General features: G+C 71.8%; 26 protein-coding genes, 1 tRNA gene, 1 pseudogene and 2 riboswitches. Of the genes and pseudogenes, 9 read left to right on the top strand and 19 right to left on the bottom strand.

The features are described from left to right. Positions 1 to 4 precede the first annotated feature (4 nt). Positions 5 to 628: a TetR/AcrR family transcriptional regulator gene (locus ACGFIB_RS27645; RefSeq protein ID WP_393376048.1), complete on the top strand. Its 624-nt coding sequence runs from the start codon at positions 5 to 7 to the stop codon at positions 626 to 628. Positions 629 to 634: 6 nt separating this feature from the next. On the opposite strand, the gene ACGFIB_RS27640 is transcribed toward ACGFIB_RS27645, so the two are convergent. The 5 genes from ACGFIB_RS27640 to ACGFIB_RS27620 form a co-directional block, all read right to left on the bottom strand. Further along, a complete protein-coding gene (locus ACGFIB_RS27640; RefSeq protein ID WP_393376046.1) occupies positions 635 to 3,124 on the bottom strand; it encodes an ABC transporter permease in 2,490 nt (829 codons plus the stop codon). Positions 3,125 to 3,127: 3 nt separating this feature from the next. After that, positions 3,128 to 3,871 carry an ABC transporter ATP-binding protein gene (locus ACGFIB_RS27635; protein WP_357244783.1) on the bottom strand — a complete coding sequence of 248 codons (744 nt, stop codon included), beginning with the start codon at positions 3,869 to 3,871 and terminating at the stop codon, positions 3,128 to 3,130. Positions 3,872 to 3,984: 113 nt separating this feature from the next. Continuing rightward, positions 3,985 to 4,650: a response regulator transcription factor gene (locus tag ACGFIB_RS27630; RefSeq protein ID WP_229689778.1), complete on the bottom strand. Its 666-nt coding sequence runs from the start codon at positions 4,648 to 4,650 to the stop codon at positions 3,985 to 3,987. 163 nt (positions 4,651 to 4,813) lie between these two features. Then, the gene (locus ACGFIB_RS27625; protein ID WP_393376044.1) at positions 4,814 to 5,995 is read right to left on the bottom strand and encodes a sensor histidine kinase; all 1,182 of its coding nucleotides are present in this window, start codon (positions 5,993 to 5,995) and stop codon (positions 4,814 to 4,816) included. 174 nt (positions 5,996 to 6,169) lie between these two features. Continuing rightward, complete coding sequence (locus ACGFIB_RS27620; protein ID WP_393376042.1) at positions 6,170 to 6,475, bottom strand: hypothetical protein; 306 nt, start codon at positions 6,473 to 6,475, stop codon at positions 6,170 to 6,172. 121 nt (positions 6,476 to 6,596) lie between these two features. On the opposite strand from ACGFIB_RS27620, the gene ACGFIB_RS27615 reads away from it, so the two are divergent. Next, positions 6,597 to 6,995: a hypothetical protein gene (locus ACGFIB_RS27615; RefSeq protein WP_357244788.1), complete on the top strand. Its 399-nt coding sequence runs from the start codon at positions 6,597 to 6,599 to the stop codon at positions 6,993 to 6,995. 83 nt (positions 6,996 to 7,078) lie between these two features. Here the strand turns inward: ACGFIB_RS27615 and ACGFIB_RS27610 are convergent, their stop codons facing one another. The 4 genes and pseudogenes from ACGFIB_RS27610 to bcp form a co-directional block, all read right to left on the bottom strand. After that, positions 7,079 to 7,201 carry a hypothetical protein gene (locus ACGFIB_RS27610; protein ID WP_263407833.1) on the bottom strand — a complete coding sequence of 41 codons (123 nt, stop codon included), beginning with the start codon at positions 7,199 to 7,201 and terminating at the stop codon, positions 7,079 to 7,081. Between the two features lie 94 nt (positions 7,202 to 7,295). Then, positions 7,296 to 7,369, bottom strand: a tRNA-Leu gene (locus tag ACGFIB_RS27605). Positions 7,370 to 7,405: 36 nt separating this feature from the next. Next, positions 7,406 to 7,609: pseudogene (locus ACGFIB_RS27600) on the bottom strand (HNH endonuclease signature motif containing protein); the annotation flags it as partial. A 288-nt stretch (positions 7,610 to 7,897) separates the two neighbouring features. After that, a complete protein-coding gene (gene bcp, locus ACGFIB_RS27595) occupies positions 7,898 to 8,365 on the bottom strand; it encodes a thioredoxin-dependent thiol peroxidase (RefSeq protein ID WP_142571476.1) in 468 nt (155 codons plus the stop codon). A gap of 135 nt (positions 8,366 to 8,500) precedes the next feature. On the opposite strand from bcp, the gene ACGFIB_RS27590 reads away from it, so the two are divergent. Next, complete coding sequence (locus ACGFIB_RS27590; RefSeq protein ID WP_142571475.1) at positions 8,501 to 8,836, top strand: DUF3618 domain-containing protein; 336 nt, start codon at positions 8,501 to 8,503, stop codon at positions 8,834 to 8,836. Positions 8,837 to 8,920: 84 nt separating this feature from the next. On the opposite strand, the gene ACGFIB_RS27585 is transcribed toward ACGFIB_RS27590, so the two are convergent. After that, positions 8,921 to 10,096, bottom strand: coding sequence for an amino acid deaminase/aldolase (locus ACGFIB_RS27585; protein ID WP_393376041.1), 1,176 nt, complete (start codon positions 10,094 to 10,096; stop codon positions 8,921 to 8,923). A 201-nt stretch (positions 10,097 to 10,297) separates the two neighbouring features. On the opposite strand from ACGFIB_RS27585, the gene ACGFIB_RS27580 reads away from it, so the two are divergent. After that, positions 10,298 to 11,014 carry a DUF6286 domain-containing protein gene (locus tag ACGFIB_RS27580; protein ID WP_393376039.1) on the top strand — a complete coding sequence of 239 codons (717 nt, stop codon included), beginning with the start codon at positions 10,298 to 10,300 and terminating at the stop codon, positions 11,012 to 11,014. Between the two features lies 1 nt (position 11,015). Next, on the top strand, positions 11,016 to 11,507 hold the full coding sequence (locus tag ACGFIB_RS27575; RefSeq protein ID WP_357261437.1) for a hypothetical protein: 492 nt from the start codon (positions 11,016 to 11,018) through the stop codon (positions 11,505 to 11,507). On the opposite strand, the gene ACGFIB_RS27570 is transcribed toward ACGFIB_RS27575, so the two are convergent. From ACGFIB_RS27570 to ACGFIB_RS27530, 9 genes are all read right to left on the bottom strand, one after another. Then, a complete protein-coding gene (locus ACGFIB_RS27570) occupies positions 11,436 to 12,923 on the bottom strand; it encodes a hypothetical protein (protein ID WP_357261440.1) in 1,488 nt (495 codons plus the stop codon). The genes ACGFIB_RS27575 and ACGFIB_RS27570 overlap by 72 nt on opposite strands. A 198-nt stretch (positions 12,924 to 13,121) precedes the next feature. Then, positions 13,122 to 14,495, bottom strand: a complete 1,374-nt coding sequence (locus ACGFIB_RS27565; protein ID WP_393376037.1) for an L-serine ammonia-lyase — start codon at positions 14,493 to 14,495, stop codon at positions 13,122 to 13,124. 33 nt (positions 14,496 to 14,528) lie between these two features. Next, positions 14,529 to 14,921, bottom strand: a complete 393-nt coding sequence (gene gcvH / locus ACGFIB_RS27560) for a glycine cleavage system protein GcvH (protein ID WP_142571470.1) — start codon at positions 14,919 to 14,921, stop codon at positions 14,529 to 14,531. After that, on the bottom strand, positions 14,918 to 16,009 hold the full coding sequence (gene gcvT / locus ACGFIB_RS27555; RefSeq protein ID WP_357244802.1) for a glycine cleavage system aminomethyltransferase GcvT: 1,092 nt from the start codon (positions 16,007 to 16,009) through the stop codon (positions 14,918 to 14,920). Before gcvT ends, gcvH begins: the two co-directional genes overlap by 4 nt. Positions 16,010 to 16,050: 41 nt before the next feature. Further along, positions 16,051 to 16,146: riboswitch (glycine riboswitch) on the bottom strand. After that, positions 16,147 to 16,244: riboswitch (glycine riboswitch) on the bottom strand. 99 nt (positions 16,245 to 16,343) lie between these two features. After that, positions 16,344 to 17,216: an AfsR/SARP family transcriptional regulator gene (locus tag ACGFIB_RS27550; RefSeq protein ID WP_393376035.1), complete on the bottom strand. Its 873-nt coding sequence runs from the start codon at positions 17,214 to 17,216 to the stop codon at positions 16,344 to 16,346. A 345-nt stretch (positions 17,217 to 17,561) separates the two neighbouring features. Further along, positions 17,562 to 18,269, bottom strand: a complete 708-nt coding sequence (locus ACGFIB_RS27545) for a gamma-glutamyl-gamma-aminobutyrate hydrolase family protein (RefSeq protein WP_393376033.1) — start codon at positions 18,267 to 18,269, stop codon at positions 17,562 to 17,564. Between the two features lie 11 nt (positions 18,270 to 18,280). After that, complete coding sequence (locus tag ACGFIB_RS27540; RefSeq protein WP_142571466.1) at positions 18,281 to 19,045, bottom strand: 3-oxoacyl-ACP reductase; 765 nt, start codon at positions 19,043 to 19,045, stop codon at positions 18,281 to 18,283. A 4-nt stretch (positions 19,046 to 19,049) separates the two neighbouring features. Then, positions 19,050 to 20,441, bottom strand: coding sequence for an aldehyde dehydrogenase family protein (locus ACGFIB_RS27535; RefSeq protein WP_457852314.1), 1,392 nt, complete (start codon positions 20,439 to 20,441; stop codon positions 19,050 to 19,052). Beyond that, complete coding sequence (locus ACGFIB_RS27530) at positions 20,408 to 21,745, bottom strand: glutamine synthetase family protein (protein ID WP_357244806.1); 1,338 nt, start codon at positions 21,743 to 21,745, stop codon at positions 20,408 to 20,410. Before ACGFIB_RS27530 ends, ACGFIB_RS27535 begins: the two co-directional genes overlap by 34 nt. 146 nt (positions 21,746 to 21,891) lie before the next feature. Between ACGFIB_RS27530 and ACGFIB_RS27525 the strand changes: the two genes are divergently transcribed. The 4 genes from ACGFIB_RS27525 to ACGFIB_RS27510 all read left to right on the top strand — a co-directional run bounded on the left by ACGFIB_RS27525 (position 21,892) and on the right by ACGFIB_RS27510 (position 25,967). Continuing rightward, a complete protein-coding gene (locus tag ACGFIB_RS27525) occupies positions 21,892 to 22,695 on the top strand; it encodes a FadR/GntR family transcriptional regulator (protein WP_393376031.1) in 804 nt (267 codons plus the stop codon). A gap of 44 nt (positions 22,696 to 22,739) precedes the next feature. Then, the gene (locus ACGFIB_RS27520) at positions 22,740 to 23,600 is read left to right on the top strand and encodes a hypothetical protein (protein WP_393376030.1); all 861 of its coding nucleotides are present in this window, start codon (positions 22,740 to 22,742) and stop codon (positions 23,598 to 23,600) included. Between the two features lie 106 nt (positions 23,601 to 23,706). Next, positions 23,707 to 23,901: a hypothetical protein gene (locus tag ACGFIB_RS27515; protein ID WP_142571464.1), complete on the top strand. Its 195-nt coding sequence runs from the start codon at positions 23,707 to 23,709 to the stop codon at positions 23,899 to 23,901. 278 nt (positions 23,902 to 24,179) lie between these two features. Further along, positions 24,180 to 25,967, top strand: a complete 1,788-nt coding sequence (locus ACGFIB_RS27510) for an ABC transporter ATP-binding protein (RefSeq protein ID WP_393376028.1) — start codon at positions 24,180 to 24,182, stop codon at positions 25,965 to 25,967. Positions 25,968 to 26,262: the final 295 nt, after the last annotated feature.

Here is a 26,262-nt window from a genome sequence, read left to right as displayed (position 1 = left end):
GGCCGTGCCGAAAAAGGTCGATCACGCGGCTCGGCGGGAGGAGATCGTCCAGGCGGCGCTGCGGCTGTGCGCGCGAGACGGCCTGGCCGGAGTGACCATCGGGCAGGTGGCACAGGAGGCCGGCGTCTCCAAGGGGCTCGTGCAGCACTACTTCGCCGGGAAAGCCGATCTGCTGCGCGCCAGTGCCCAGATCCTGAGGGAAGAGATCGAGCGCCATGTCCGCGAGGCCGTCCGGGACGCTCGCGGCCCGGCGGACACGCTGCGGCGCGTGCTGTTCGCGATCGTCGAACTGGGCGTGACCGCGGTGGTCCCGCTGCTCGCCGGGCACGCGTTCTTGAGCATGGCCGTCGCCGACCCGGAGATCCGCGCCCTCTATCGTGCCGGCGGCGACGCCGTCCATCGCGAGATCGCCGCGTTGCTGGCGGCCTCTGGCGCGGTGCCGGACGTCGATCCCGGCGCGGAGGCCCACGCGCTGCTCGGTCTCGCGCGTGGCCTCGCGGACGGGGTGCTGCTCGGGGAGCTCGGCGTCGACGACGCGGCCGCGATCGTCGACCATCACCTCCGCCGGATCCTGCCCGGGGTGGCGGCCGGCTCCGGCACCCCCTCCTCGCCGCCGGTCTCCGAGTGACGATCGTCAGGAGTCGGCAAGTGCCCCGACGACCGAGGCCCGGGCGGCGCGGCGGGCGGGCAGCACCGCGGCGAGCACTCCGGCCAGGCCCGAAGCGGCGATGAAGATCAGGATCTGCTCGATCGGAAGCCGGAAGGAGACGTTCTCCGTGAGCGTCTCCGTCGCCGCCCAGCCGTACGCGACGCCGAGCACGACGCCGACGATCGCGCCCACCAGGCCGAGGACCAGCGCCTCGACCGAAAGCATGCCCCGCAGTTGTCCCCTGGTCAGGCCCAGGGCGCGCAGCAGCGCGGACTCGCGGGTGCGCTCGTGCACCGACAGCGACAACGTGTTCGCGATGCCGAGCAGCGAGATCACGATCGCGAGGGCCAGCAGCCCGGTGACGATCATGAGGATCGAGTCGATGGCCTCGTCGAACTGGCCGCGGATCTCGGTGGTGCTGCCGACCTTGACCGCCGGGTAGGCCGCCGTGGCGTCGTCCACGACCTTGCGCGCCCGCTCGGGGGCCACGCCGTCGGAGGCGTCCACCAGGATCTGCGCGTCGCCCACCGTGCCGAAGTGCTGCTCGAACGCCTGCTCGGCCATGGTGAAGGGCGGCAGCAGGGACACGTCGGCCTTCAGCACCGCCACGACCTTGAGGGGGGTCTTCCGGCCGCCTGACGCGACGGTCACGGTGTCGCCCACCTTGACGCCGAGGTCCTGGGCCACGAAGTCGGCCACCGCGACCTCGCTCCCGCCGAAGCCGTCCATCGTGCCGGACGACGCCTCCGGCTCGATGGCGGTGCCGATGGCCGACTGGGTGACCGTGCCCACCTCGAACTCGCGGCCGTTCACCTTGGCCTTCTTCCCGCGGAACTCGGTCACCGCGGCCAGGTCGCGGCTCGCACGAAGCGTGTCGGCGACCGAGCGGGGGATCGTGCCCGTCTGCGAGGACAGGATGTAGTCGGCGGGGAACTGCTGGTCGAGCTGGCCGCTCACGGTGGTCCGCATCGTGGAGGTCAGGACCGCCATGAACGTCATCAGCGTCACGCCGACGGTCAGGGCCACCGTCGTGGTCGCCGCCCGCTTGGGGTTGCGCCGCGAGTTGCCCACGGCGAGCCGCCCCGGCACGCCGAACAGCCGCGCCGGCACCCAGCCGGCCAGCCCGCTCAGCGGCCGTACGATCACCGGGCCGAGGATGAGCACCGCGAAGAACACGAGCACGCCGCCCGCCATGACCGCCAGCAGCGCCGCCTGGCCCGGCTTCTGCAGCACGCCCACCGCGGTGAGGCCGGCCCCGGCCAGCAGGAACAGGGCGGCGAACACCACCCGTACGACCCCGGTGCGGAACGCGTGCTCCTCGACCTGCGCGCGCAGCGCCGCGACGGGCGGCACGCGGGTGGCCTGCCGCGCCGGGAGCAGGGCGGCGGCCATCGTCACGACAACGCCGGTGCACATTCCGACGGCGATCGTCTGCGGGGACAGGCTCACGGTGCCCGTGGGGATGTCCGTCCCGACGGCCCGCAGCACGGCGACCGCGGCGGCCCCGAGGCCGAGGCCCGTCAGCAGGCCGAGCACCGACGACAGCAGGCCGACCACGGCCGACTCCAGCACGATCGAGCCGAAGACCTGCCGCTTGGTCGCGCCGATGCAGCGCAGCAGCGCCATCTCGCGCATCCGCTGCGCGACCAGGATGTTGAAGGTGTTGTAGATGACGAGCGCGGCGACGAGCAGCGCGACCGCGCCGAACAGCAGCAGACCCAGCCGCATGTAGGACGTGTCCACGTGGTTGCGCTTGGCCACCTCGTCGGCGTGTTCCCGCCCGGTCACGGCCTCCGCGTCGCCGACCGCCGCCGCGACGGCCGTACGCAGGCTCTCCGGCGAGGGCCCCGAGGAGATGACGTCGATCTCGGTGAAGCCCTTGGCGCCGGTGACGCGCCGCGCCGTGCCGGGGGTGAAGGCGACCGCTCCCCGGTAGGCGAGGTCCTGGTCGAGGCCCACATCGAAGATCCCGACGAGGCGGAACTCCTGTCGCTTGCCGGCCTGGTCGAGCACCGTGACGGTGGCTCCGGGCGCGAACCCCTGGGCCTTGGCGGTGTTCCTGTCGAGCACCGCCTCTGCGGCGGCGGAGGGCGCCCTCCCAGAGGTGATCTTGATGCGGCTCGCCGGAATGGACACACCGGCGGTGGGGTAGTCGCCCACGACCTTGCCGTCCTTGCCGATCAGCGGCGCGTCCCCGGACACCATCGGCTGGGCGTCCTTGACGCCACGCACCGCCTTGACCGCGGCGAGCGCGCTCTCCGGCAGGTTCCCATCGGGCTCGGCGCCGTTCTTGGGCGTCACCACCACGTCCACCTTGTCGGCGTCCGCGGCGAACGACTGGGAGAACCCGGCGTCGATGGTGTCGGTGAGCACGAACGTGCCCGCGATGAAGCCGACCCCGAGCACGATCGCCAGGGAGGTGAGCACCAGGCGCAGGCGATGCGCCAGGAGCCCGGTGAGGGTGGTCCTGAACACGGCTCAGGCCTCCAGCGCCATCAGCGTGTCGAGCACGGTCTGCGGCGTCGGCCGTTCGACCTCGCTCACCAGCAGCCCGTCGCGCAGGAAGACCACCCGGTCGGCGTACGACGCCGCCACGGGGTCGTGCGTCACCATCACGATCGTCTGCCCGAGCTCGCGTACGGACCTGCGCAGGAACGCCAGCACCTCGGCGCCGCTGCGCGAGTCGAGGTTGCCGGTCGGCTCGTCGGCGAAGATCACCTGGGGCTTGCTGATGAGCGCCCGCGCCACGGCGACGCGCTGCTGCTGGCCGCCCGACAGCTCGCCCGGCTTGTGCCCGAGCCGGTCCCGCAGGCCGACCGTCTCGATCACGCGGTCGAACAACGCCTGGTCGGCCTGGCGGCCCGCGATCTCCAAGGGGAGCAGGATGTTCTGCTCGGCCGTCAGCGTCGGCAGCAGGTTGAACGCCTGAAAGATGAAACCCACGCGCTCGCGCCGCAGGAGCGTGAGCTGCTTGTCGTTCAGACCGGTGATCTCGACGTCGCCGATGATCACCTGTCCGTCCGTCACGGTGTCCAATCCGGCCAGACAGTGCATCAGGGTGGACTTGCCGGAGCCGGACGGCCCCATGATCGCCGTGAACGCCTCCGCGGCGAAGCCGACATCGATGCCGCGCAGCGCGTGCACCGCCGCGTCGCCCTCGCCGTACACCTTCGTCAGTCCCCGCGCGACGACGGCGGCGCGAACCTGGGTTGTTGTGGTCATGACGCCACGCTATGGCCGTGATCAGGGCGTTTCCTCCGCCTCGCGGACGTCCTCGGAGTGCGGCCACGGGACGGCCCCGCCGGGACGTGTGCGACTTGTGAGGTAGGCCGGACTCAGCCCCGTGGATGATCGGGGGCGACCGCGCCGGTCTCGTACGCGTAGACGACCACCTGGGCCCGGTCGCGCAGCCCCAGCTTGGCCAGGATGCGGCCGAGGTGGGTCTTCACGGTCGCCTCCGCGAGATGCAGGCGCGCCGCGATCTCGGAGTTCGACAGGCCGCGGGCCACGTGGACCATCACCTCCCGCTCCCGCGCCGTCAGCACCCCCGCGTCCTGCCGCCGCGCGTCCCCCTCCGGCAGGAGCACGGCGAAGCGGTCGAGCAGGCGGCGGGTCGTGCTCGGCGCCACCACCGCGTCCCCCGAGTGGACCGACCGGATCGCGTTGATCAGCTCGGCCGGCGGCACGTCCTTCAGCAGGAACCCCGCCGCTCCCGCCTTGATCGCGGCGAACGCGTACTCGTCGAGGTCGAACGTCGTCAGGATCAGCACCTTGGGGCCGTCCGGCGCCGCACAGATCACGCGGGCCGCCTCCACGCCGTCCATCCGCGGCATGCGGACGTCCATGAGGACCACGTCCGCCTCGACCGTGCGCAGCGCCTCGACGGCCGCCAGCCCGTTCGCCGCCTCGCCCACGACCTCGATGTCCGGCTGCGCCCCGAGGACCATCCGGAACCCGGTCCGCACCAGTTCCTGGTCGTCCACCAGCATGACGCGTATCACTGCCGCTCCGCTCGTCGTCACCGTGATCCCCGTAACCGTACGCGGCCGGGGGACAGCCGGGTCCCCGCGCTCCTGGGAAGGCCGGTCCCCACGCTCCTGGGAAGGCCGGTTCCCACGCTCGGGGGAGGGCCGGTCACCGTGGCGGAGGGACGGTGGCGTCGGGTCACGCGGCCACCCCGACGGGAATCCGGACGACTACCCGGAACCCACCGCCCGGCCGGGGAGCCGCCTGGACGCTTCCGCCGTACATCGCCGCCCTCTCCCGCATGCCGATCAGCCCGTGCCCGCCGACCAGTCGTGGCGCCGCGGCGCCCCTGCCGTCGTCGCTGATCCTCAGCTCGATCTCGCCCCCGCCGTACGTCATCTCCACCCAGGCCCGCGCGCCCGGACCGCCGTGCTTGAGCACGTTCGTCAGCGCCTCCTGCACGATCCGGTAGACGGCGAGCTGCTCACCCTCCGGCAGGGTGGGGGCGGTGCCGGACACGGTGAACTCCGTCGGCAGCCCCGAATCCCTGACCTGCCCGATCAGGTCGCCGAGCTGGGCGACGCCGGGCTGTGGAGCGTACTCCTCCGCCGGGCTGCCGGCGTCCTGCCGCAGCACGCCCACCAGCCTGCGCATCTCGGTCAGCGCCTGCCGCCCGGTCGCCGAGATCGCCTGCAGCGCGCGCCGCGCCTGCTCCGGGTCGCCGTCGATGGCGTATCCCGCGCCGTCGGCCTGGACGACCATCACGCTGACGTTGTGCGCGACCACATCGTGCAGCTCGCGGGCGATACGGGCGCGCTCGGCCGAGGCGGCGATGCGCGCCTGCTGGTCGCGCTCCCGCTCGGCCCGCTCGGCGCGTTCGACCAGGCCCTCCACATAGCGGCGGCGGGTGTTGGCGTAGATCCCGGCGAGCCAGACGGCGACGATGAAGGCCGAAGACGACAGCCACGCCCGCCCGGCCTCGGGAGTCCAGCGGATCATCGCCAGCAGCAGCCCGAGCTCCGCGACCGCCCCGGCGGCCAGCGCCCACCGGAGCGTGCGGCGCGAGACGACGTTGTACAGCGCGACGAGGACCGCGATGTTGGCGGGCAGGACGACGACGTTGAGCAGCCACTGGACGAAGCTGACGATGGCGACCACCGCGAACACCTCACGGGGGTGGTCGCGGCGCCACACCAGCGGAACGATGAGCGCGGCCGACAGCAGCAGCAGCCCGGGCACGCCGACCTGCCGTGCCCCGAACGGGCTGGACCGGCTGAAGACCTCGACGCTGATCAGGCTCAACAACGCCAGTGGAGAGACCGTGAGCGTGTCCACGAGCTTGCTGTGGCGCCGGGTCCAGGCGCGCATTCTGCCGAACACGTACCCAACCATACGTATCGGCTGCTCAGGAAGGGCTCACCCTTGCGGCGGATACGGCGGTACGACTCAGGTCGCAGCCGCCCGCCGCGTTTACGCCGTTCTTACGGATCTCGGCGCATGCTTGCTTCCGGGAACGCTTCTGTGAAGCGGGTAAAGGGAGATTTGGATGGCGGATCAGGACGCGGCGCCGCGCGGCGCAGGGGACGAGTCGCGCGGCCCGCGCCCGGAGCCGGAAACGCGGTCGGAAACGGAGCCGGAGACGGAGCCGGAGATGGGGTCGGCCGGGCCGAGTGAGCCGGCCGCGACCAGCGGATCGGCTGAGCCCGCTACGCCGGGCGCACCCGTGTCGGCCGGGCCGGCCGGTGCTGGGCCGGCCACATCCGCGCCGACCGGATCCACGTCGCCGACCGGATTTACGTCGCCGAACGGGCCGACCGCGCCGAATGGGCCCACCGCGCCGAACGGGCCGACCGCGCCCACCGCGCCACTGTCACCTCGGAACAATCCCACATCACCCTGGACCAGCCCGTTGAACATGCCCGGGGCCGCAGGGGCGGGCTCGCCCTGGTCCGGTCCCGGTAGCAGGCCCGGATCGGGATCCGTGGGCGCGCCCCCGCCCGGCAGCGGGTATGCCTTCGGCCCCGGTGGCGCGGGATGGAACGCGCCGGGCTGGCAGGACCTGCGGCCACGGTTCGCGTCCGCCCCGCGGCCCGGCGTCCCCGCGCGCCTGGCGGCCCGGCGTCCCCGCGGACACGCCGGGCAACTCGTCGCCGTCGGCGTCGCGTCCGCGATCGTCGGAGCGCTCCTCGGCGGTGGCGTCGTGGCCGTCACCAGCATGATCTGGGACCGGGCGGGCGCGGGGACGAGCTGGGACGGCGGAGGCGACCGGCAGCGTTTCTTCCCTCCAGGCAACGGTCAGGACGCGCCGCAGTCCCAGGACGGCCTGCCGCCCTGGTGCAGGCAGACCGACGCCGGAGTGCGCTGCCAGGCGCCCGGCTGAGACTTCCTTCCGGAGATCCCACAGGTGCGTGCCGGCGGAGGGGCCGGCGCGCACCTACGGGTGCCGCCGGACTCCCATGGCGGTCACTCCCGCTCGCTCTGAGCGCGGAGCAGCGCGATCGCCGTCCGGATCGCCGCGGTCCGCGAGCGCGCTTCGCCGGTGGACACGAACCACTCCAGGAAGGACAGATCGTCGGCCCCGAGCATCAGGTTCAACTTCGCGAGCGCTGGCCGCTCGGAATTCGATGACTTCCGAGTTCTCGAATGATCTCGCGGCTCGCCATTGTCATTTGAATCGCAGTGGGGTCGACGAGATTCGAACTCGCGCTGTACGGTACCTAAAACCGTTGCCTCTGCCGATTGGGCTACGACCCCTTTTCCTCTTCCTTTGCCTGCGAAATTCTCTGTTTGAGAATGGCAGTTAGGGCAAAGGAACTGCAGGTTCTCTTTTCTGTTGTCCAGCCAATTGCCGTTGATGTGGTCGATGTGCAATGTCAGCGGCCGACCCTGCCAGGCGCCGCCTATCCTACAGTCTGCGCAGACGTATGGGACTCCTACTTCCCGCAGCGCCCGCCTGAGCTTGCGAGGCTTCTCACGACCGGATCCCGGAGGCATCAGCACGAGGATCTCCACAGGCAGGTATCGCCGGGGCGTCCGTGCGCCCTTGTTCGGAGAGGGCCCGCCGAAGTGGGATGTGTCGATGCCGAAGTGCTTGAGGCGGCGACTGATGTGGGCGTGGGCGCCGCCCGACCACGGGATGCCGAGGTGGCGCAGCACGTCGGCGATGCTGCTCGCGCCGGCGGCCGCGGCGGCGAGCAATTCAGGGGTGTACTTGTACTTCGCCATGCCCCGGAATTTATCGGCCGCCGCCGACAATTCCGGGAGCGCGACGAAAGGAATATTTCAGGAAATCCCCAGCTCTTTCGTGAGCCGGGCGACGTGACCGGTGGCCTTCACGTTGTAGAGGGCCTTCTCGATCTTTCCGTCGGGGTCGACGACGAATGTGGAGCGGATGACGCCCATCACGGTCTTGCCGTAGTTCGTCTTCTCGCCGTACGCGCCGTACGCCTTGTGCACGTCCAGACCGGTGTCGGACAGCAGCGGGAAGGTCAGCGCGTCGCGCTCGCGGAACTGCCGCAGCTTGGCGGGCTTGTCCTTGGAAACGCCCAGCACCACGAAGCCCTGCTCGGTCAGCGCGCCGAGGTTGTCGCGGAAGTCGCAGGCCTGCTTGGTGCACCCGGGGGTCATCGCCGCCGGGTAGAAGTACAGGATGACCCGCCTGCCGCGGAACGACTCCAGCGAGACCTCGTTGTCGTCGGCGTCGGTCAGGGTGAAGTCCGGCGCGGCGTCGCCGGGCTGGAGCTTGCTCATCTCGTCCTCCGGAAAAAGGTGACCCGCGGCGTTCGGCGGGCAAGCGTCCACCAAACTACCGGCTCAGCCCCTGTGCGGGGCGACCGCCGGACCTGGCAGACTGATCACACACGAATACCACAGGAGGGGGATCGCATGGCGGACACCGATCCCGATGCGCTGGAACGGAAGATCGAGCGCACGCGGGCGGAGCTCGCTCGCACGGTCGACGCCATCGCGGACCGGGTGAGCCCGAAGCGGGTCGCGGAGCGTGGCGTCGAGAAGGCGAAGGCCAACGCGCGTGACTTCGTCACGTCCGTGGAGGACATGGTCCTGGGGCCGCGCACGTACGCCCCGGCCGACGGCGAGGGCGAGCAGCCCGCGGAGTATCCGGCGCCCGGCATCGCCCCGGTGCTGATCGGGATCGGCGTGGTCGTCGTCGTGGGCGCGGCCGTCGTGCTGCTGCGCCGCCGCTCCCGCCGCTCCCGCTGACCCGCCGCCCGACGACGCCGCCATGACGCGGTTCACGGCGGCGTTCGCGTCCCCGCGGGAACGATCACGAGGCCGGGCCCGCGGTCACAGGAAGGTCCTGCCCTCGCCGCGGTAGGTCGGGACCTCCTCGGCCACCCGGTCGCCCTCCACGAGGTGCAAGGCGGCGAAGCGCTCGCACAGCTCCCCGGCCTTCGCGTGGCGGAACCAGACGCGGTCGCCGAGGCGGAGGTCGGTCGCGGCCTCGCCCAGAAGCGGCGTCTGCACCTCGCCCGCCCCCTCGTCCGAGTGATACCTGAGCCCCGCCGGCAGGTACGGCTGGGGCAGCCGGGTGGGCCCGGGGGCCCCGGAGGCGGGATAGCCCCCTCCGAGCACGGTCACGACGTCGGGAGCCGGCTTGCGCACGACGGGCAGGGCGAACAGCGCCGCCGGACGGCCGGTGAAGCCCCGGTAGAAGTCGAACAGCCGGGGATGGAAGAATCCCGAGCCCGCCGCGACCTCGGTGATCGCCCGCTCGGCGACGGTCTTCTCGATGCTTCCCGTTCCGCCGCCGTTGACGAACTCCAGGTCGGCGACCTGGCGCAGGGCCTGCACGATCCGGCCGCGCCGCACGATCAGCTCGCGGCGCGACCGCTCCTGCATCCAGCGCACCGCTCGGCCGTACGGTCCCGGAACGTCGTCGCCCATCCCCGCGATCTGGGCCTCGTACGCCATGAGCCCGGTCAGCCGCACGCCGGGACGCTTGGCGATGTGAGCGGCGATCTCGGCGGCCTGCTCGGGCTCGCGGATCGGCGAGCGCAGCGCGCCCGCCCGGAACGCGCCGCCGAGGGTCACGAACCCCGCGTCGATGTCCAGGCAGACCCGGATCCGGTGGGGGAGTCGCAGGCTCTCGATGAGGTCGAGGTGCTCGGGCGAGTCCACCATGACGGTGATCTCCCGTGCCGCCACCTCGTCCGATCCGAGGGCGCGCAGCGCGGTCCTGTCCGCGGTGGGGTAGGCCACGAGCACGTCCCGCAGGCCGGTGGAGACCAGCCACAGCGCCTCGGGCAGCGTGAAGGCCATGACGCCGGAGACGCCGTCCATGGCCAGGATCCGTTCGAGCACGGCCCGGCAGCGGATCGACTTGCTGGCCACCCGGATCGGCTTGCCCCGGGCCCGGCGCACCATGGTGGCCGCGTTCGACCGGAGCGCGTCCATGTCGAGGACGGCGAAGGGCGGCTCAAGGTGGGCCGTCGCCTGGTCGAGACGCTGTCGGTCGTCCATGGGCGCAGCCTAGTACGGCGCCGCCCGGAAACACATGAGCGCGGTTCACGTTAACCGGGCCCGGGCAAAAACTCCGCAGTGGCGCCGCCATGATCGCGCAAGGCGGCGGGTGACCCGCCCGTCCCGTCACCGCTCCGTGTACCCATGGTGAGGTGACTACCGAGCGGACCCGGCACGGTGAGCGGGAAGGGTGAACGGCTGATGAGCGTCGTGCAGGGAATCCTGGCGGGTTCGTCGGCGAGGAGCGAGCAGGGCGCCGGAAGCGACTCGGGCGCCAAGGGCACCAAGGGTGGCAGCGGCGGCAAGGGCGCCAGGGGCGCGGATGTCGAGGGCGCCGGAAGCGACACAGGCGACACAGGCGACAGGGGCGCTGCGGCGGGCCGGCGGAGCGCGGTACGCGTCCTGCGGCCGGCCCGGACTCCGGCCGCTGTCATGGTCGCCGTGGTGATCGCCCTGCTCGGCTGGGTGCTCACCGCCGTGGTCGTCGCCGTCATGCTTGGCATGCTGCCGCCCTGGCGGCTGCCGTCCCGGCTGCTGAACCTCACGACGGGCGACCCGGTCGTCCCCGCCGCCGCGATCGGCATGGTCGTGTGCGGGGCGGGACTGGTGGCCCTCGCGCTCGTTCCCGGCCGTCCCCGGCTCATGCCCCTGGAATGCCGGGATCCGCTGCTCGCGATGGGACTGACCCGCGCCGGTCTGCGCCGGACGCTCGCCGCCTCGGCCCGTGAGGTCGAGCACGTCCGGCGGGCCGGCGTCCACATCCTCCGCAGGCGGATCGAGGTCGCCGTGGTGGCCGACGCGGACACGACCGGCGCCCTGCTGCGCGAGGTCGGCGCGGCGGTCGGGGACCGGCTGTCGGGCCTCGGCGTCCGGTCCCGCCAGGAGGTGGTCGTACGGCTGCGCAGGAGAGGGGGCTGAGGTGCGTCCGCGTTGGGGAAACCGCGTCGGGCTCCTGCTGGTGGGCCTCGCGCTGGTCGCGGGGGGTCTCGGCCTGCTGACCGCCGTGCGCGGGCGGCCGGGCGTGGCCCTGATCGACGCGAGCGTGGCCGACGGGAGGGTGGCCGACGGGAAGCCGTGGGCGCTGCCCCTGCTGGCCGGGGCGGCCATGGTGCTCGCGCTGGTCGCGACCCGCTGGCTCTTCCTGGCGCTCGGCTGGGGCCGGGTCGGCAGCCGCACCGGCGCCGGCATCGCCATGCTCGGCGTGGCGCTGAAGGGGATCGACGGGATCGGCCACATCTCGGTCAGGCTCGTACGCGACGGCAGGGTGCGGATTTCGGTGTCGCTGCGGCGGTCGGCCGACGTGCGGCAGGTGATCAGGCGGCTGGACGAGTCGGCGATCTCACGCGTTCGCCGCGCGGTCGGCCGCGACGACGCGCTTGCGGTCGTTCGCCTGCATGTCCGCCGCCGCTGACCGCCTCCCTGACCCCCTCCCTGACCGCCCCCCTGATCTGCCCTCTGATTTGTCCCCTGATCTGCCCTCCGCGCGCCACGGCGCGGCGGTCGCGCCCGTGCCGAGGGCGAGCCCGGCGGCCAGGCAGGCGAGCGGCACGACGGGCACCACATAGCGGTGGTCGAAGGCGGCGATCAGGGGCGGCAGCAGAAGCAGGGCCGCCGCCGCGGCCCAGGGCAGCAGCGCCGACCACCGCCTGGTCACCAGCCCGGCGAGCCCGGCCAGCAGGATCGCCGCCAGCAGCGGCCCGCGCAGGAAGCCCTGCTCCTGGTAGGCGCGCAGCCATCCCGCGAACGGCTCGACCACCTTCGTGTCCCCGGAGCTTCCCTGGTAGGCGGTGGTCAGCTCACCGGCCGTACGGCCGCCGGAGGCCACCTTGGAGGTGAACGGCTTCACCGAGGCGGGGAACACGTACGCGCTCTGCGTACCCGGGGCGGGGTAGACCTTCCGGTCCCATTCGAACGCCCACATGGCGTCGTGCAGCCCGGTCGCCAGGAAGTCGAGGGGCTGGCTGCGGATCGCCAGCGAGGCGAACTCGCTCGCCAGCCGGTCCTTGTCCTTCTTCACCCGCTGGATGGGCGAGTCGGCGGCCCAGATGTAGGCGGGCGCGGCGAGCCGGGGCCCCGACGGGCACAGCACCGCCAGTTCCTTCGGCGGCTTCATGACCGAGCAGTCGGCGAAGGTCATCGTGCGCGACCACAGCCACGTGCTGCTGCCGCCCATCCCGTACGACCCGTGGGCGTCGTGGAACCAGACGGCGTACCCGCCGAGCACGGCGGACGCGGCGGCGAGTCCGGCGAGGGCGGTCCTCCAGCGTCCGGCGAACAGCACCGGCAGCAGCGCCAGCGCGATCAGGGGCAGCCCGAGGGTGCGGGTGACCGTGGCGCATCCGAGCAGCAGCAGCGCCGCGACGACGGACCACGCGCCCGGGCGAGGGCGCCACAACAGGATCGTCACGGCGGCCACGACCAGTGCGGTGAACAGCAGGTCCGCCATGATGAGGTGTTCGAGCTGGATCTGGTGGACGTCGAGCAGCACCGGCGCCGCCGCCAGCGCCGCTCCCCAGCCCGGCAGCCGTGTCCGCCGGCGCAGCACCGCGTAGACGCAGACGGCCATGCCGAGACCGAGCAGGTGCTGGACGATCACGACGGCGGTGATACTTCCCAGCGGGCTCAGCGCCGCCAGGAACAGCGAGTAGCCGGACGGCCGCGAGGGCAGCGGCCGCAGGTCGAGGGCCGAGCTGAGGTAGGCGAAGGAATCGGCCCAGAACCACAACGCGGGCCGGTAGCCGAGCACGGCGAGCGCGCGCAGTGCGACGCCCGCGACCAGCACGACCAGGAACGCCCGATGCGGGCGCAGCGCCTCGCGCCACCTCACGTGACGGCCCTCCTCCTCGCCGGGGAAGTCACCACCTTATTGGCTCCGGCCGACGTTCTGCCCGCGTGCATGATCACGAACGGTTCCACGGCAGGTGAGGTGGGTGCTCGCCGATTTTCTGCATGATCACGAAGGGTTCCGGTGCAGGTGAGGGGCATCGCCTGCGACAAATTACAAGATCACGGCGGGGGTGGGGGGTCAGCACTCGATGACGTTGACGGCGAGGCCGCCGCGCGAGGTCTCCTTGTATTTGTCGAGCATGTCCCTGCCGGTGTCGCGCATCGTCTTGATCGCCTTGTCCAGCGACACGAAGTGGCGGCCGTCGCCGCGCAGCGCGATGCGGGCGGCGGCGATCGCCTTGATCGAGGCGACGGCGTTGCGCTCGATGCACGGGATCTGGACGAGCCCGCCGATCGGGTCGCAGGTCAGGCCGAGGTTGTGCTCGATGCCGATCTCGGCGGCGTTCTCGACCTGCTCCGGCGTCCCGCCGAGCGCCTCGGTGAGGCCCGCCGCCGCCATCGAGCAGGCCGAGCCGACCTCGCCCTGGCAGCCCACCTCCGCGCCGGAGATGGAGGCGTTCTCCTTGAACAGCACGCCGATCGCGCCCGCGGTGAGAAGGAAACGGACGACGCCGTCCTCACCGGAACCCGGGAGGAAACGCATGTAGTACGACAGAACGGCCGGGACGATACCGGCGGCGCCGTTGGTCGGCGCGGTGACGATCCGGCCGCCCGCGGCGTTCTCCTCGTTGACGGCCAGCGCGAACAGCGTGACCCAGTCCATCGCCCGCAGCGGGTCGGTCCCGTCGGTTTCACCCTGCAGCCGCCGGTGCAGCTGGTGGGCCCGGCGGCGAACCTTGAGGCCGCCCGGCAGGACGCCCTCGCGGCTGGTGCCGCGCCGTACGCACTCGGCCATGACCGCCCACAGGTGCAGCAGGCGATCCCGGATCTCCTCCTCCGTACGGCCGAAGGCCTTCTCGTTCTCCATCATCAGGCCGGAGATCGACAGGCCGGTCTCCGCGCAGTGCGCGAGCAGTTCGTGCGCGGTCGTGAAGGCGTACGGCAGCGCCGTGTCATCGGGCTTGATCCGGTCGGCGCCGGTGGCGTTCTCGTCCACCACGAAGCCGCCGCCGACCGAGTAGTACACCTTCTCGCGCAGCACCGCGTCGCCGGCGTACGCCGTGAACCGCATGCCGTTCGGGTGGTGGGGGAGCGACAGCCTGCGCTCGAAGACGAGGTGCTCGCCGACCACGAACGGGATCTCCTGCACGCCGTACAGGGTGACCGTGCCGCTCGCCCGCATCGCCGCCAGTCGTTCGTCGACGGTGTCGACGTCGACCAGTTCGGGCTTGTCGCCGGACAGGCCCAGCAGGACCGCCTTGTCACTGCCGTGGCCCTTGCCGGTCAGCCCGAGCGAGCCGTACAGGACGGCCTCGACCCGGGTGACCTTCTCCAGCAGCCCGTCCCGGTGCAGCCCGCGGGCGAACCTGTGCGCCGCCGCCATCGGGCCGCCCGTGTGCGAGCTGGACGGCCCGATCCCCACCTTGAACAGGTCGAAGACGCTGATCGCCATTGACCGTCGCCTTTCACACGTCTCCGGTGGCCGTCAGGACTCGCCGGAGGTCAGCGCGGTGTACTCCGCGGCCGACAGCAGGTCGTCCGGCTCCTGCTCCACGCGCACGCGGAACAGCCAGCCCTCGCCGTACGGGTCGGAGTTGACCAGCGAGGGGTCGTCCACGACGGCGGGGTTGATCTCGACGACCTCACCGCCGACCGGCGCGAAGATGTCGCTCACGGACTTGGTGGACTCCACCTCGCCGACCGTGTCGCCGGCCGCGACCGTCGAGCCGGCCTCCGCGTGCACCTCCACGAAAACCACGTCGCCGAGCTGCTCGGCGGCGTACGCGGTGATGCCCACCGTCACGGTGAGGCCGTCCTCGATCCCGGCCACCCACTCGTGTTCCTTGGTGTAGCTCAGGTCGTCCGGAATGGTGCTCACTTGCTCCTCCTGTAGAAAGGCAGATCGACGACGTCGACCGGTTCTTGGCTGCCCCGGATGTCCACGGCCAGGCCACCCTTGTCCAGGGCGCCCTCGTCGACGTACGCCATGGCGATCGGGCGGCCGAGGGACTGCGACGGAGCGCCGCTGGTCACCTCGCCGACGACGGCGCCCTCCCGGGTGACGGGGTAGCCGTGGCGGGGCACGCGGCGGCCGAGCGCGGCGAGCCCGACCAGGCGCCGCCTGGTGCCGTTCTCCGCTGCCCGTTCGAGGGCGGCCTTGCCCACGAAGTCGCCGGGTTTGTCGAAGCGGACGACCCGGCCGAGGCCGGCGTCGAACGGCGTGATCGCGGCGCTCAGCTCGTTGCCGTAGAGCGGCATGCCGGCTTCCAGGCGCAGCGTGTCGCGGGCCGAGAGCCCTGCGGGGACGAGCCCGGCGTCCTTGCCCGCCTCGGCGAGGGCGTTCCACAGCGGCACGGCGTGCTCGTTCGCCACGAAGAGCTCGAAGCCGTCCTCGCCGGTGTATCCGGTGCGCGCGATCAGGGCGGGCGCGCCCGCGACGACGCCGGGGACGATGGCGTAGTACTTCAGATCGTCGAGGTCGGCGTCGGTCAGCGCGGCCAGGATCCCGGCGGCGCGCGGGCCCTGCACGGCGACCAGCGCGTACTCGTCCGACCGGTCGGTCACCCGCGCGTCGTGGCCGCGGACGCGGTCGGCGAGCTCACGGGCGACGAGGGCGTAGTTGGAGGCGTTGGCGACGACCATGTACCGGTCCTCGTCGAGGCGGTAGACGATGAGATCGTCGAGGATGCCGCCGGTCTCGTTCACGATCATCGTGTAGCGGGCGCGGCCGGGCGCGAGGACGCTGAGGTGGCCCACGAGGGCGCGGTCGAGCGCCTCGCCCGCCTGTGCGCCGACGACGAAGATCTCTCCCATGTGGGACAGGTCGAACAGCCCCGCGGCCGTGCGCACCGCGTTGTGCTCGGCCGACTCACTGCCGTAACGCAGGGGCATCTGCCAGCCCGCGAAGTCGGTCAGGGTCGCGCCCAGACTTTCGTGGACCCCGCGCAGCGGGGTGGATCGGGACATGCGCACCTCGGAAGGACGGATGCTGCGTTTGACATCGGGCATCCTCCCCCTCTGTCATCGGCGCCTGAGAGCTTCGTCCGATCTTTACCGGACTTTCACCTTCGGCGAGGCCTTCCGGCCTTCTTTCCAGAGGTCACCTGGCCCGCACGGTCCTTTGCCTTGAGAGGTTCGCGGGGAGGGCTTGCTCCTTCAGGGGCCCTGACCGGATGCCAGGACGCTCTCCCGCGCGGGATCACTGGTGTCCTGCAAGCCTAGTGGTTCGCCGCCATCCCCGTAACCGGCAGGTTCGCCCCGATTTCCCCGATCGGGGTATCCGGTCCTCGCGGGGCTCTCGTCACGACCTGCGATCGCACTCGCGTGACGGCCGATGCGCCGCGCACAGACGCGTCAGAGCGGACGGAAGGTCGTCGCCGGTGAGGATCCGCTGGTGGAGGGCCTGGGTGTCGGGGGACGGCTCGGTGCCGAGGCGGTCGACCAGGGTCCGGCGCAGTCGCTGATAGGACGCCGAGGCGTCGTGGGTGCGGCCCGAGCGATGCAGCGCCAGCATGAGCTGCCGGTGCGGCCGTTCGCGCAGCGGGTGGCGCCGTGCCCACTGCGCCAGGCCGCCGACGATCTCGTGATGGTGCCCGAGCGCCAGCCGTACGTCGAAGAGGTCTTCGGTCACCGCGCGCCGGTCCTCGTCGAGCCGTTCGGCCCAGGCGGACAGCTCGTCCACGTGCCGCATCGCGGGCAGGGCGTCGCCCCGCCAGAGGCTCAGCGCGTTCTCGAACATCCTCGCCGCATTGTGGTAATCGCCATTCTCGCGAGCGATTCTGGCCTGTTCCGCGAAATGGTTGAATACTGCAGCATCCACGGATCCCGACGGGACGGAAAGAAGGTAGCCGCCGTCCAGGGTGTGCAGCGGAGAAATGTCGGGGTCGCGCGGCGAGAGGCGTCGCCGCACCTGTGCGATGTAGGTGGTAAGATTCCGCGGCGCTGATTTAGTGGGGCGGCCATTCCACAACAGATCGATGAGCCGGTCCCGGTGAACCGCGATATTGGGATTGAGCAGGAACAATGCGAGGAGTTGCCGGTGCCTCGGAGCGAGCCCGGCGATGACATCCCCTGAAGGTTTCATGGCCAGGAACGGTCCGAGCACGGCGTAAAACACGGTTCCCCTCGCATGAAAGCAGCGTGAACGCGCCGACGATGCGGCTTTGATCGCCATTTGACCATATCTCTCCCCGGCGGCTTTCGTCAAAAATACGCCGTTTCTATGTCGGCCGCTGCGGAACCCCATAAACTCCGCTCTCGCGGCCGCAATGCCCTGCCCCGTGCGCGCCGATACGCCCGATAACCCAAATGAAATCGGTTTCAGATCATGCTCTCGCCGACTGTCCATGCCGGCGGAGTGAGAGTGCGACGCCGATTACGCGATGGTCAATGATCGATTCCGGCGCTCACCGGGTCGTCGCGGCGCCGCCTCCGGCCGCGGGAGCAGGCCGGGAGCACGCGGGGCCCGGCCTCGGTGCGCCGGGCGGGTGGCCGGGCCGCTCAAGCGCGATCGGACCGCTCAAGCGCGACCGGGGCGACGCCGGCCGGCGGCGGTGACCAGGGCGTGGAACAGCGGGCCGTCCTCGTCGGCCTCCGGGTGCCACTGGACGGCCAGGGCGAACGCCGCGTCCGTGACCGCGACGGCCTCGATCGTGTCGTCGTCGGAGCGGGCGGTGACCTCCAGCCCGCCGGCCAGGCGGTCGATCGCCTGGTGGTGATAGTGGGCGGGGGTGAGGTCCTCGCCGCCGTAGATCTCGGCCAACCCCGGCGAGAGCCGTACAGGGAGGCGGCCGAACGTCCCGGGGGCGGGGGAGTGGGCGGTGTGCCCGACCACGTCGGGCAGGTGCTGGTGGAGGGTGCCGCCCAGCGCCACGTTGAGCACCTGCAGGCCCCGGCAGATGCCGAGGAACGGCAGGCCGGTGCGCAGGGCGGCCTCCATCAGCCCGAACTCCGCCTCGTCGCGGAACTCCCGGACATATCCGGTCTGTTCGGCGGGCGGCGCGCCGTAGCGGGCGGGGTCGATGTCGCCCCCGCCCGCGATGATCAGCCCGTCCAGCCGCCCGGCCAGCGCGGCCGGCTCCCCGGCGGGCGGCAGGATGACCGGCTGGCCGCCCGCCCGCGCGATGTGGTCGACGTACATGTACGGCAGCAGCGCCGCCGTCATCTCCCAGACGGTGAACCTCGCCGGCTCGACGTAGCACGTCACGCCGATCACGGGACGAGCCATGGGCTTACCCCTTACAGCGGAGTGACGTACGCGCCGGAGATGCCGCCGTCGACCAGGAACTCCGAGGCGGTGATGAACGACGCGTCGTCGGAGGCGAGGAACGCGACCGCCGCGGCGATCTCCTCGGCCCGGGCGAAGCGGCCGATCGGCACGTGGACCAGGCGGCGCTGGGCGCGCTCGGGGTCCTTGGCGAACAGCTCCCGCAGCAGCGGGGTGTCCACCGGTCCGGGGCACAGCGCGTTGACCCGGATGCCCTCGCGGGCGAACTGGACGCCCAGCTCCCGGCTCATCGCGAGCACGCCGCCCTTGGAGGCGGTGTAGGAGATCTGCGAGGTGGCCGAGCCCATCACCGCGACGAACGACGCGGTGTTGATGATCGAGCCCTTGCCCTGCCGCTGCATGTACGGGATGGCGTGCCTGCAGCACAGGTAGACGCTGGTGAGGTTGACCTCCTGCACCCGGCGCCAGGCGTCGATGCCGGTCTCCAGGATGGAGTCGTCGTCCGGCGGCGAGATGCCCGCGTTGTTGAACGCGATGTCGACGCTGCCGAACTCCTCGAACGCGGTCCGGTACATCCGGGCCACGTCGTCCTCGTTCGCCACGTCGGCCTTGACGAACAGGCCGCCGACCTCACCGGCCGCCTTCGCGCCGGCCTCCTCGTCGAGGTCGGCCACCACGACCTTGGCGCCCTCCTGGGCGAACCGGTGGGCCGTGGCCAGCCCGATGCCGCTGCCCGCCCCGGTGATGACGGCGACGCGGTCCTGCAAACGCTGCATTGTTCTACTCCGTGGAGATGAAGACGTTCTTGGTCTCGGTGAAGGCCGACAGGGCGTCGGGGCCGAGCTCCCGCCCGAGGCCCGATTGCTTGAAGCCGCCGAACGGGGTCCAGTAGCGGACGCTGGAGTGCGAGTTGACCGACAGGTTGCCCGCCTCGACGGCCCGCGCCACCCGCAGCGCCCGGCCCACGTCGCGGGTCCAGATCGACCCCGACAGGCCGTACGCCGTGTCGTTGGCGATCCGTACGGCGTCGGCCTCGTCCTCGAACGGCACGACGGTCACCACGGGTCCGAAGATCTCCTCGGTGAACGCCCTGCGGAAGGACTCCGAGGACGAGGACGACCCGGCCAGCAGGGTGGGCGGGAACCAGTAGCCGGGTCCGCTCGGGCAGGACCCGGCGGCGTACACGTCGGCCTGGTCGACGAACGACGCGACGCGCTCCCGGTGCTCGGCGCTGATCAGCGGGCCCATCTGGCTCGCGGGGTCGTTCGGGTCGCCGACCTTCACCTCCCGCACCGCCTGCGACAGGCGCACGAGGAAGTCGTCGTAGACGGAGCGCTCCACCAGGATGCGCGAGCGGGCGCAGCAGTCCTGGCCGGAGTTGTCGAAGACCGCCATGGGCGCCGAGGCCGCGGCCTTGTCGAGGTCGGCGTCGGCGAAGACGATGTTGGCGCTCTTGCCGCCCAGCTCCAGCGTCACCCGTTTGACCTGCTCCGCGGCCTTGGCGCCGATCAGTCTCCCGACCTCGGTCGAGCCGGTGAACACGATCTTCCGCACGTCGGGGTGCTCGACGAGCCGGGCGCCGGCGACCTCACCCTCGCCGGGGACGACCTGGAGCACGCCCTCGGGCAGCCCGGCCTCCAGGGCGAGCTCGGCCAGCCGCAGCGCGGTCAGCGGGGTCCACTCGGCCGGCTTCACGATCACCGTGTTTCCGGCGGCGAGGGCCGGGGCGGCTCCCCAGGTCATGACGACCATCGGGAAGTTCCACGGCACGATGATCCCGACCACGCCCAGCGGCTCGGCGAACGTGACGTCCACCCCGCCGGGCACCGGGATCTGCCTGCCGTGGTCGCGCTCGGGCGCGCCCGCGTAGAAGTTCAGCACGTCGCGGACGTTGCCCGCCTCCCAGCGGGCGTTGCCCACCGTGTGGCCGGCGCCGGTGATCTCCAGCCGCGCCAGCTCCTCCGCGTGGTCCTCCACGACCTGCGCGAAGCGGCGCAGCAGCCGGGCCCGCTCGCCCGGGGCGACCGCGCGCCAGGCCGGGAAGGCCCGGACGGCCCGCTCGACCGCGCGGTCCACCTCCGCGGCGTCCGCCATCTCGACCTCGGCGATCACGTCCTCGGTCGCCGGATTGACTATCTTCACAGCCGTTCGAACCCCCGATAGAGCTCCCAGTCGGTGACCGCCGCGTCGAAGGCGGCCAGCTCGACCCTCGCGTTGTTGGCGTAGTGCTCGACCACGTCCTTGCCGAACGCCTCCTCGGCGATCGGCGAGCCCTCCCACAGCGTCAGCGCGTCGCGGAGCGTGGCGGGCACCCGCTCGGCCCCGGAGTCGTAGGCGTTCCCGCCGAACGGCTCGTCCAGCTCCAGCCCGGCGTCGATGCCGCGCAGCCCCGCCGCGATCATGGCCGCGACCGCGAGGTAGGGATTGACGTCGCCGCCCGGCACCCGGTTCTCGATCCGCAGGGAGGGGCCGTGGCCGACCAGCCGCAGCGAGCAGGTGCGGTTGTCCACGCCCCACTTGACGGCGGTGGGGGCGAAGCTGCCGGGCACGAAGCGCTTGTAAGAGTTGACGTTGGGCGCGTAGAGCAGCGTCAGCTCCCGCATCGCCGCGAGCTGCCCGGCGACGAAGCGCCGGCCGGTCTCCGACAGCCCGTACGGCTCGCCGCCCGCCATCACGGGCGTGCCGCCGGCGTCGCGCAGCGAGATGTGGATGTGGCAGGAGTTGCCCTCGCGCTGGTTCGGCTTGGCCATGAACGTGATCGACCTGCCCTCCTGGGCGGCGATCTCCTTGGCGCCGTTCTTGTAGAACACGTGGTTGTCGCAGGTGGACAGCGCGTCGGCGTACCGGAAGGCGATCTCGTGCTGGCCGAGGTTGCACTCGCCCTTGGCGGACTCGACGTACAACCCGGCGCCCTCCATGCCGAGCCTGATCCTGCGCAGCAGCGGCTCGATCCGGGAGGTGCCGAGCAGCGAGTAGTCGACGTTGTAGAGGTTGGCCGGGGTCAGGTCGCGGTAGCCCCGCTGCCAGGCCTGCTCGTAGCTGTCGTCGTAGACGACGAACTCCAGCTCGGTGCCGACGTAGGCGGTCCAGCCGCGTTCGGCGAGCCGGGCGAGCTGGCGGCGCAGGATCTGCCGGGGCGAGGGCACGACGTCCGCGCCGTCCTCCCACACGAGGTCGGCCAGCAGCAGCACGGTGCCCTCGTGCCAGGGCACGCGGCGCAGCGTCGACAGGTCCGGCCGCATGACGAAGTCGCCGTAGCCGCGCTCCCAGGACGACATGGCGTATCCGCCCACGGTGTTCATGTCGACGTCGACGGCGAGCAGGTAGTTGCAGCCCTCCGCGGAGTGGTCCAGCACCTCCTCCAGGAAGTACCGCGCCGACAGCCGCTTGCCCTGCAGCCGCCCCTGCATGTCGGTGACCGCGAGCAGGACCGTGTCCACGCGGCCCGCTTCGACGTCATCGCGGAGTCGCTCCACGCTGAGCACGGTGCCTCCCGTCCAAAAGTCTGGAATCAGACCATTGAGGGCATGCAAGCACCATGTTCCCCTCGTCGTCAACAATGTCCGGGGGGTTTACCCTCGGTCACAGAGACGGGGGACCCGCGGTGACGGGTGGAGGGACGATGCGCATGGAGAGCACCCCGGCGGACGCGTCCGTCTCCGGCCCCCGGGCTCCGGTCGCGTCCGTGTCGCGGGACGCGACCGTGGGGATCACCGGCGTGGTGTCGCTGCTGCGGCCGGTGCGGGCGGGCAACGCGTTCGAGGAGACCGTCGAGCGCCTGCTGCAGGCCATCAAGCTCGGCGTCGTCCCGCACGGTGAGAAGCTGCCGCCGGAGCGCGAGCTGGCCACCCGGCTCGGCATCAGCAGGGTCACGCTGCGCGAGGCGATCCGCGCGCTGCAGGAGGCCGGCTACCTCGACGTGCGGCGCGGCCGGTACGGCGGGGCCTTCGTCGTCTACCGGCCGCCGAGCCCGCGCAAGGGCGACCTGCGCAGGGCCGTCACCCGCATGGGCGAGGACGATCTCGAAGACGCGCTGACGTTCCGGATGGCCGTCGAGTGCGGGGCGGCCCGGGTGCTCGCGACCGCCGACCTGACCCCGCGGCAGCGGGAGACGCTGGCCGCCCGGTTGTCCGGGGTGAACGACGCGGCGCCGGACGACTACCGCCGGATGGACATCGCGTTCCACCTGGCGATCGCGGAGCTGAGCGGCTCGCCGCTGCTGGCCGCCGCCTGCGCCGACGCCCGGCTGCGGGTGACCGATCTGCTCAACGCGATCCCCGTGCTGCGGCCCAACATCGAGCACGCGGCCGTCCAGCACGCCGCCATCGCCGCCGCGATCGTGGACGGTGACCCCGAGGCCGCCGAACGGGCGGTGGCCGAGCACCTGGAGGGCACGGCGGCCCTGCTGCGCGGCTTTCTCGCCTGACCGCTTCCCCCGCCACGTAGCATCGGAGGCCGGGGGATCGCTTCATGGCCTATTGGTTTCACGAACGCATCGTCGAGGTGCACCGTCTGCCGCTGTTCTGCTTCTTCGTCGCGCTGATCACGGCGTTCGTCTTCACGCGGGTGAACGCACGGCTGATCAGGGCGCGGGTGCGGTGGCTCGGCAACGTGAGCGTGGGCGAGATGCACATCCACCACGTGGTGTTCGGCGTGGTGCTCTCGCTGCTCGGCGGGGTGGCCGGGCTGGTCCTGTCGGACGTGTCCACCGGCTGGTATGCCTTCTCCGCCGCCGTGTTCGGCGTGGGCGCCGCCCTCGTGCTCGACGAGTTCGCACTGATCCTGCACCTGCGCGACGTCTACTGGCAGGAGGAGGGCCGCACCTCCGTGGACGCGGTCTTCGTGGCGATCGCGGCCACCGGCCTGCTGCTGCTCGGGCTGCGGCCGCTCGCCTGGAGCGGCACGGACGGCCGAGGCGGCTGGACGGCTTCGGCGTTCCTCTTCGTCAACCTCGTCTTCGCCATGATCACCCTGCTCAAGGGGAAGATCTGGAGCGGCCTGCTGGGACTGTTCGTGCCGCCGCTGCTGTACGTGGGGGCGGTGCGGGTGGCCCGTCCCGGCTCGCCCTGGGCCCGCTGGTGCTACTCGGAGCGGGCGAGGCGGCCCCGGCCGCGCCTGATGGCCAAGGCGATCCACCGGGAGGAGCGCTGGCGCCGCCCGGTCATCCGGGCGAAGATCGCGGTGCAGGAGTTCGTCTGCGGCCGCCACGACCTGCCCGCGCCCGCGCTGCCCGCCCCGCACCACCGGCGGCGGGTCGTCTCCTCGCGACCACGGCCGGGAGCGGACCACCCCGGGCGTCCCTGGCGGTCGGGCCGGCCTCGCCCCCGCTGACCCCGCCGGAACCCGTGCGACGTGCGCGGATCTCCCCTGAGTATTTCGGCCGGTTCTGTGGGTATTTCACCCTGTGTAAGAACTGTTGGGGGGCGGGAGGACGGTAATGGAGTCTCGCGAGCGGTTCGTGTTCCAACGGATGGCGGCCCAGCTCAAACGGGAGACGGCGCTGCTCACGGGGGACCGGTTGATGGCCGCCGAGGCGCGTGGCGAGGAGGCCGAGGCCGACCTGTGTCTCACGTGGTACGAGATCATGGACACCGTCCGGGAGATCCGCCTGCTCTACGGAGTGCCCGGATGACGGACCGTCACGGTGGGTGCTCGGGCGATACTGCGACGGCGACCGCGTCTTCCCCCTTACCGGCGCCGCCGTTCCACCTGCGCCTCGTCGAGGACGCGCGGCCCGTCCGGCCGGTCGTGCGAGGTCGCCCTGCCCCGTGAGCCGCTCAGTGAGCCGCTCCGTGAGCCGCTGCGCGACCGTCCCGCCGACATCGGCCCGAAATCCCCGCGCACACCGGCGTTTCCGGTGAACTAGGGTCTCCGGAAGATCGCACGCTGGGTTCGCGCGAAGGGGGCTCCATGGGGATGGAGGGCGACGGCCCTGACGGTGGTCAGCCCGCGCCACGGCCGAAGGCGTCCCTGGGGGAGCGCGCCTCCTGGCGGCTGCTGCTCGGCCAGGTGCGACCCCACCGGCGGGTGCTCCTGCTGGGCGGCCTGCTCAGCCTCGTGGGCAGCCTCGCCGGGCTCGCCATGCCGGTCATGGCCAAGCGGGTGATCGACGCGTTCGGCGCGGGCGGCGCGCTGGCGGGTCCGGTGCTCGGGCTGTCGGCCGCGGTCCTGGTCGGCGCGCTGATCTCGGCGGCCGGGCGGTTCCTGCTGGAGCGGATGGGCGAGACGATCGTGCTCGACTCGCGACGGGGCCTGGTGGACCGCATCCTGCGGCTCACGGTCTCCGACGTGGACCGGCTCAAGCCCGGCGATCTGCTGTCGCGGGTCAGCTCCGACACCACCCTGCTGCGGGCCGTGTGCACGGACGCGCTCGCGTCCCTGGTCGGGGCGGTCTTCATGTTCCTCGGCGCCGCCGTGATGATGGCGATCATGGACGGCCTGCTGCTCGGGGTCACGCTCGCCGTCGTCGGCCTGGTCGCCGTCATGGGCGTGGCCATCGCCCCGCGCATCCGGCGGGCCTCGCTCCAGGCGCAGGTGGCGCTCGGCGAGATGAGCTCGATGCTCGACCGCGCCCTCCAGGCGTTCCGTACGGTCAAGGCCAGCGGCGCGGAGGCGCGGGAGACCGCGGTGGTGGGCGCGGCGGCCGTCGAGGCGCGCGACCGTGGCGTGGCCGCCGCCGCGTGGACCTCGCTGGCCGGGATCGGCGCCTGGATGTCGGTCCAGCTCGCGTTCCTCGCGGTGCTGGGGGTGGGCGGCGCGCGGGTCGCGTCGGGGGAGATGGAGATCTCCGCCCTGATCGCCTTCCTGCTGTACCTGTTCTACCTGGTCTCCCCGATCGGCCAGATCATCCAGAGCCTCACCCAGATCCAGAACGGCCTGGCCGCGGTGACCCGCATCCAGGAGATCGCCGCGATGCGCACCGAGCCCGCCGCCGCACCCGTGGCGCGGGCCGGCGGCGAGCCCGTCGGGGTGACCTTCTCCGGGGTCGTCTTCCGGTACGGCGAGGACCGGCCGGTGGTCCACAACGGCGTGACGTTCGAGGTGCCGGTCGGCGGCATGACCGCGCTGGTCGGCCCCTCCGGCGCGGGCAAGTCGACGGTGTTCGGCCTCATCGAGCGGTTCTACGAGCCGCAGGAGGGGACGATCGCCGTCGGCGGGCGCGACATCCGCGACTGGCCGCTCGGCGAGCTGCGGGCCATGCTCGGGTACGTCGAGCAGGACGCCCCCGTGCTCGCGGGGACGTTGCGGGAGAACCTCGTCTTCGGCGCGCCCGGCGCGACCGACGAGGAGGTGGCCCGCGCCCTCGCCCGTACGCGCCTGGACGACCTGGTCGAGCGGCTGCCCGAGGGACTGCGGACGCCGGTCGGGCATCGCGGCATCCTGCTGTCGGGCGGCGAGCGGCAGCGGGTCGCCATCGCCAGGGCACTGCTGCGCCGGCCCAGGCTGCTGCTGCTCGACGAGGCGACCTCCCAGCTCGACGCGGTCAACGAGATGCGGCTGCGGGAGGTCGTGGCGGAGGTGGCGCGCGAGACGACGGTCCTGGTGATCGCCCACCGCCTGTCCACCGTGACCGGGGCCGACCGGATCGTGGTGATGGAGGCCGGTCGCGTGCGGGCCTGGGGCACCCACGACGAGCTGGTCGCGGCCGACGAGCTCTACCGCGAGCTCGCCGCCACGCAGTTCCTCGTCTCGTCCTGACCGGGCGGCCCGCGATCCGTCCGCACACGGCATGGCGAAGCCGTGAGCAGCCCTTACACCGGGCCACAGCTTCTTTCGACCGGGAACCGGGAACGTCGCAGGTGCGTAACCTCTCCTTCACCACCGCCCGGTTGCCGGTGCCATCGCGCGTGCGGGCGCGTCCGGTGACCCGGGTCGGAGGCGGGGCGCCCGGTCGGTTCGGCAGGGCGCCCCGCCGCTTACCTCTCACGTAATCGATCTTCGCGCTGCCACCCGTCAGGCTCGGACGTGTTCGACCGAGACCTGAGGAGTGCGG

The organism is Microbispora bryophytorum, from assembly GCF_043197435.1.
Classification (GTDB): domain Bacteria; phylum Actinomycetota; class Actinomycetes; order Streptosporangiales; family Streptosporangiaceae; genus Microbispora; species Microbispora bryophytorum.
This window is presented reverse-complemented; position numbering and strand designations above follow the sequence as displayed.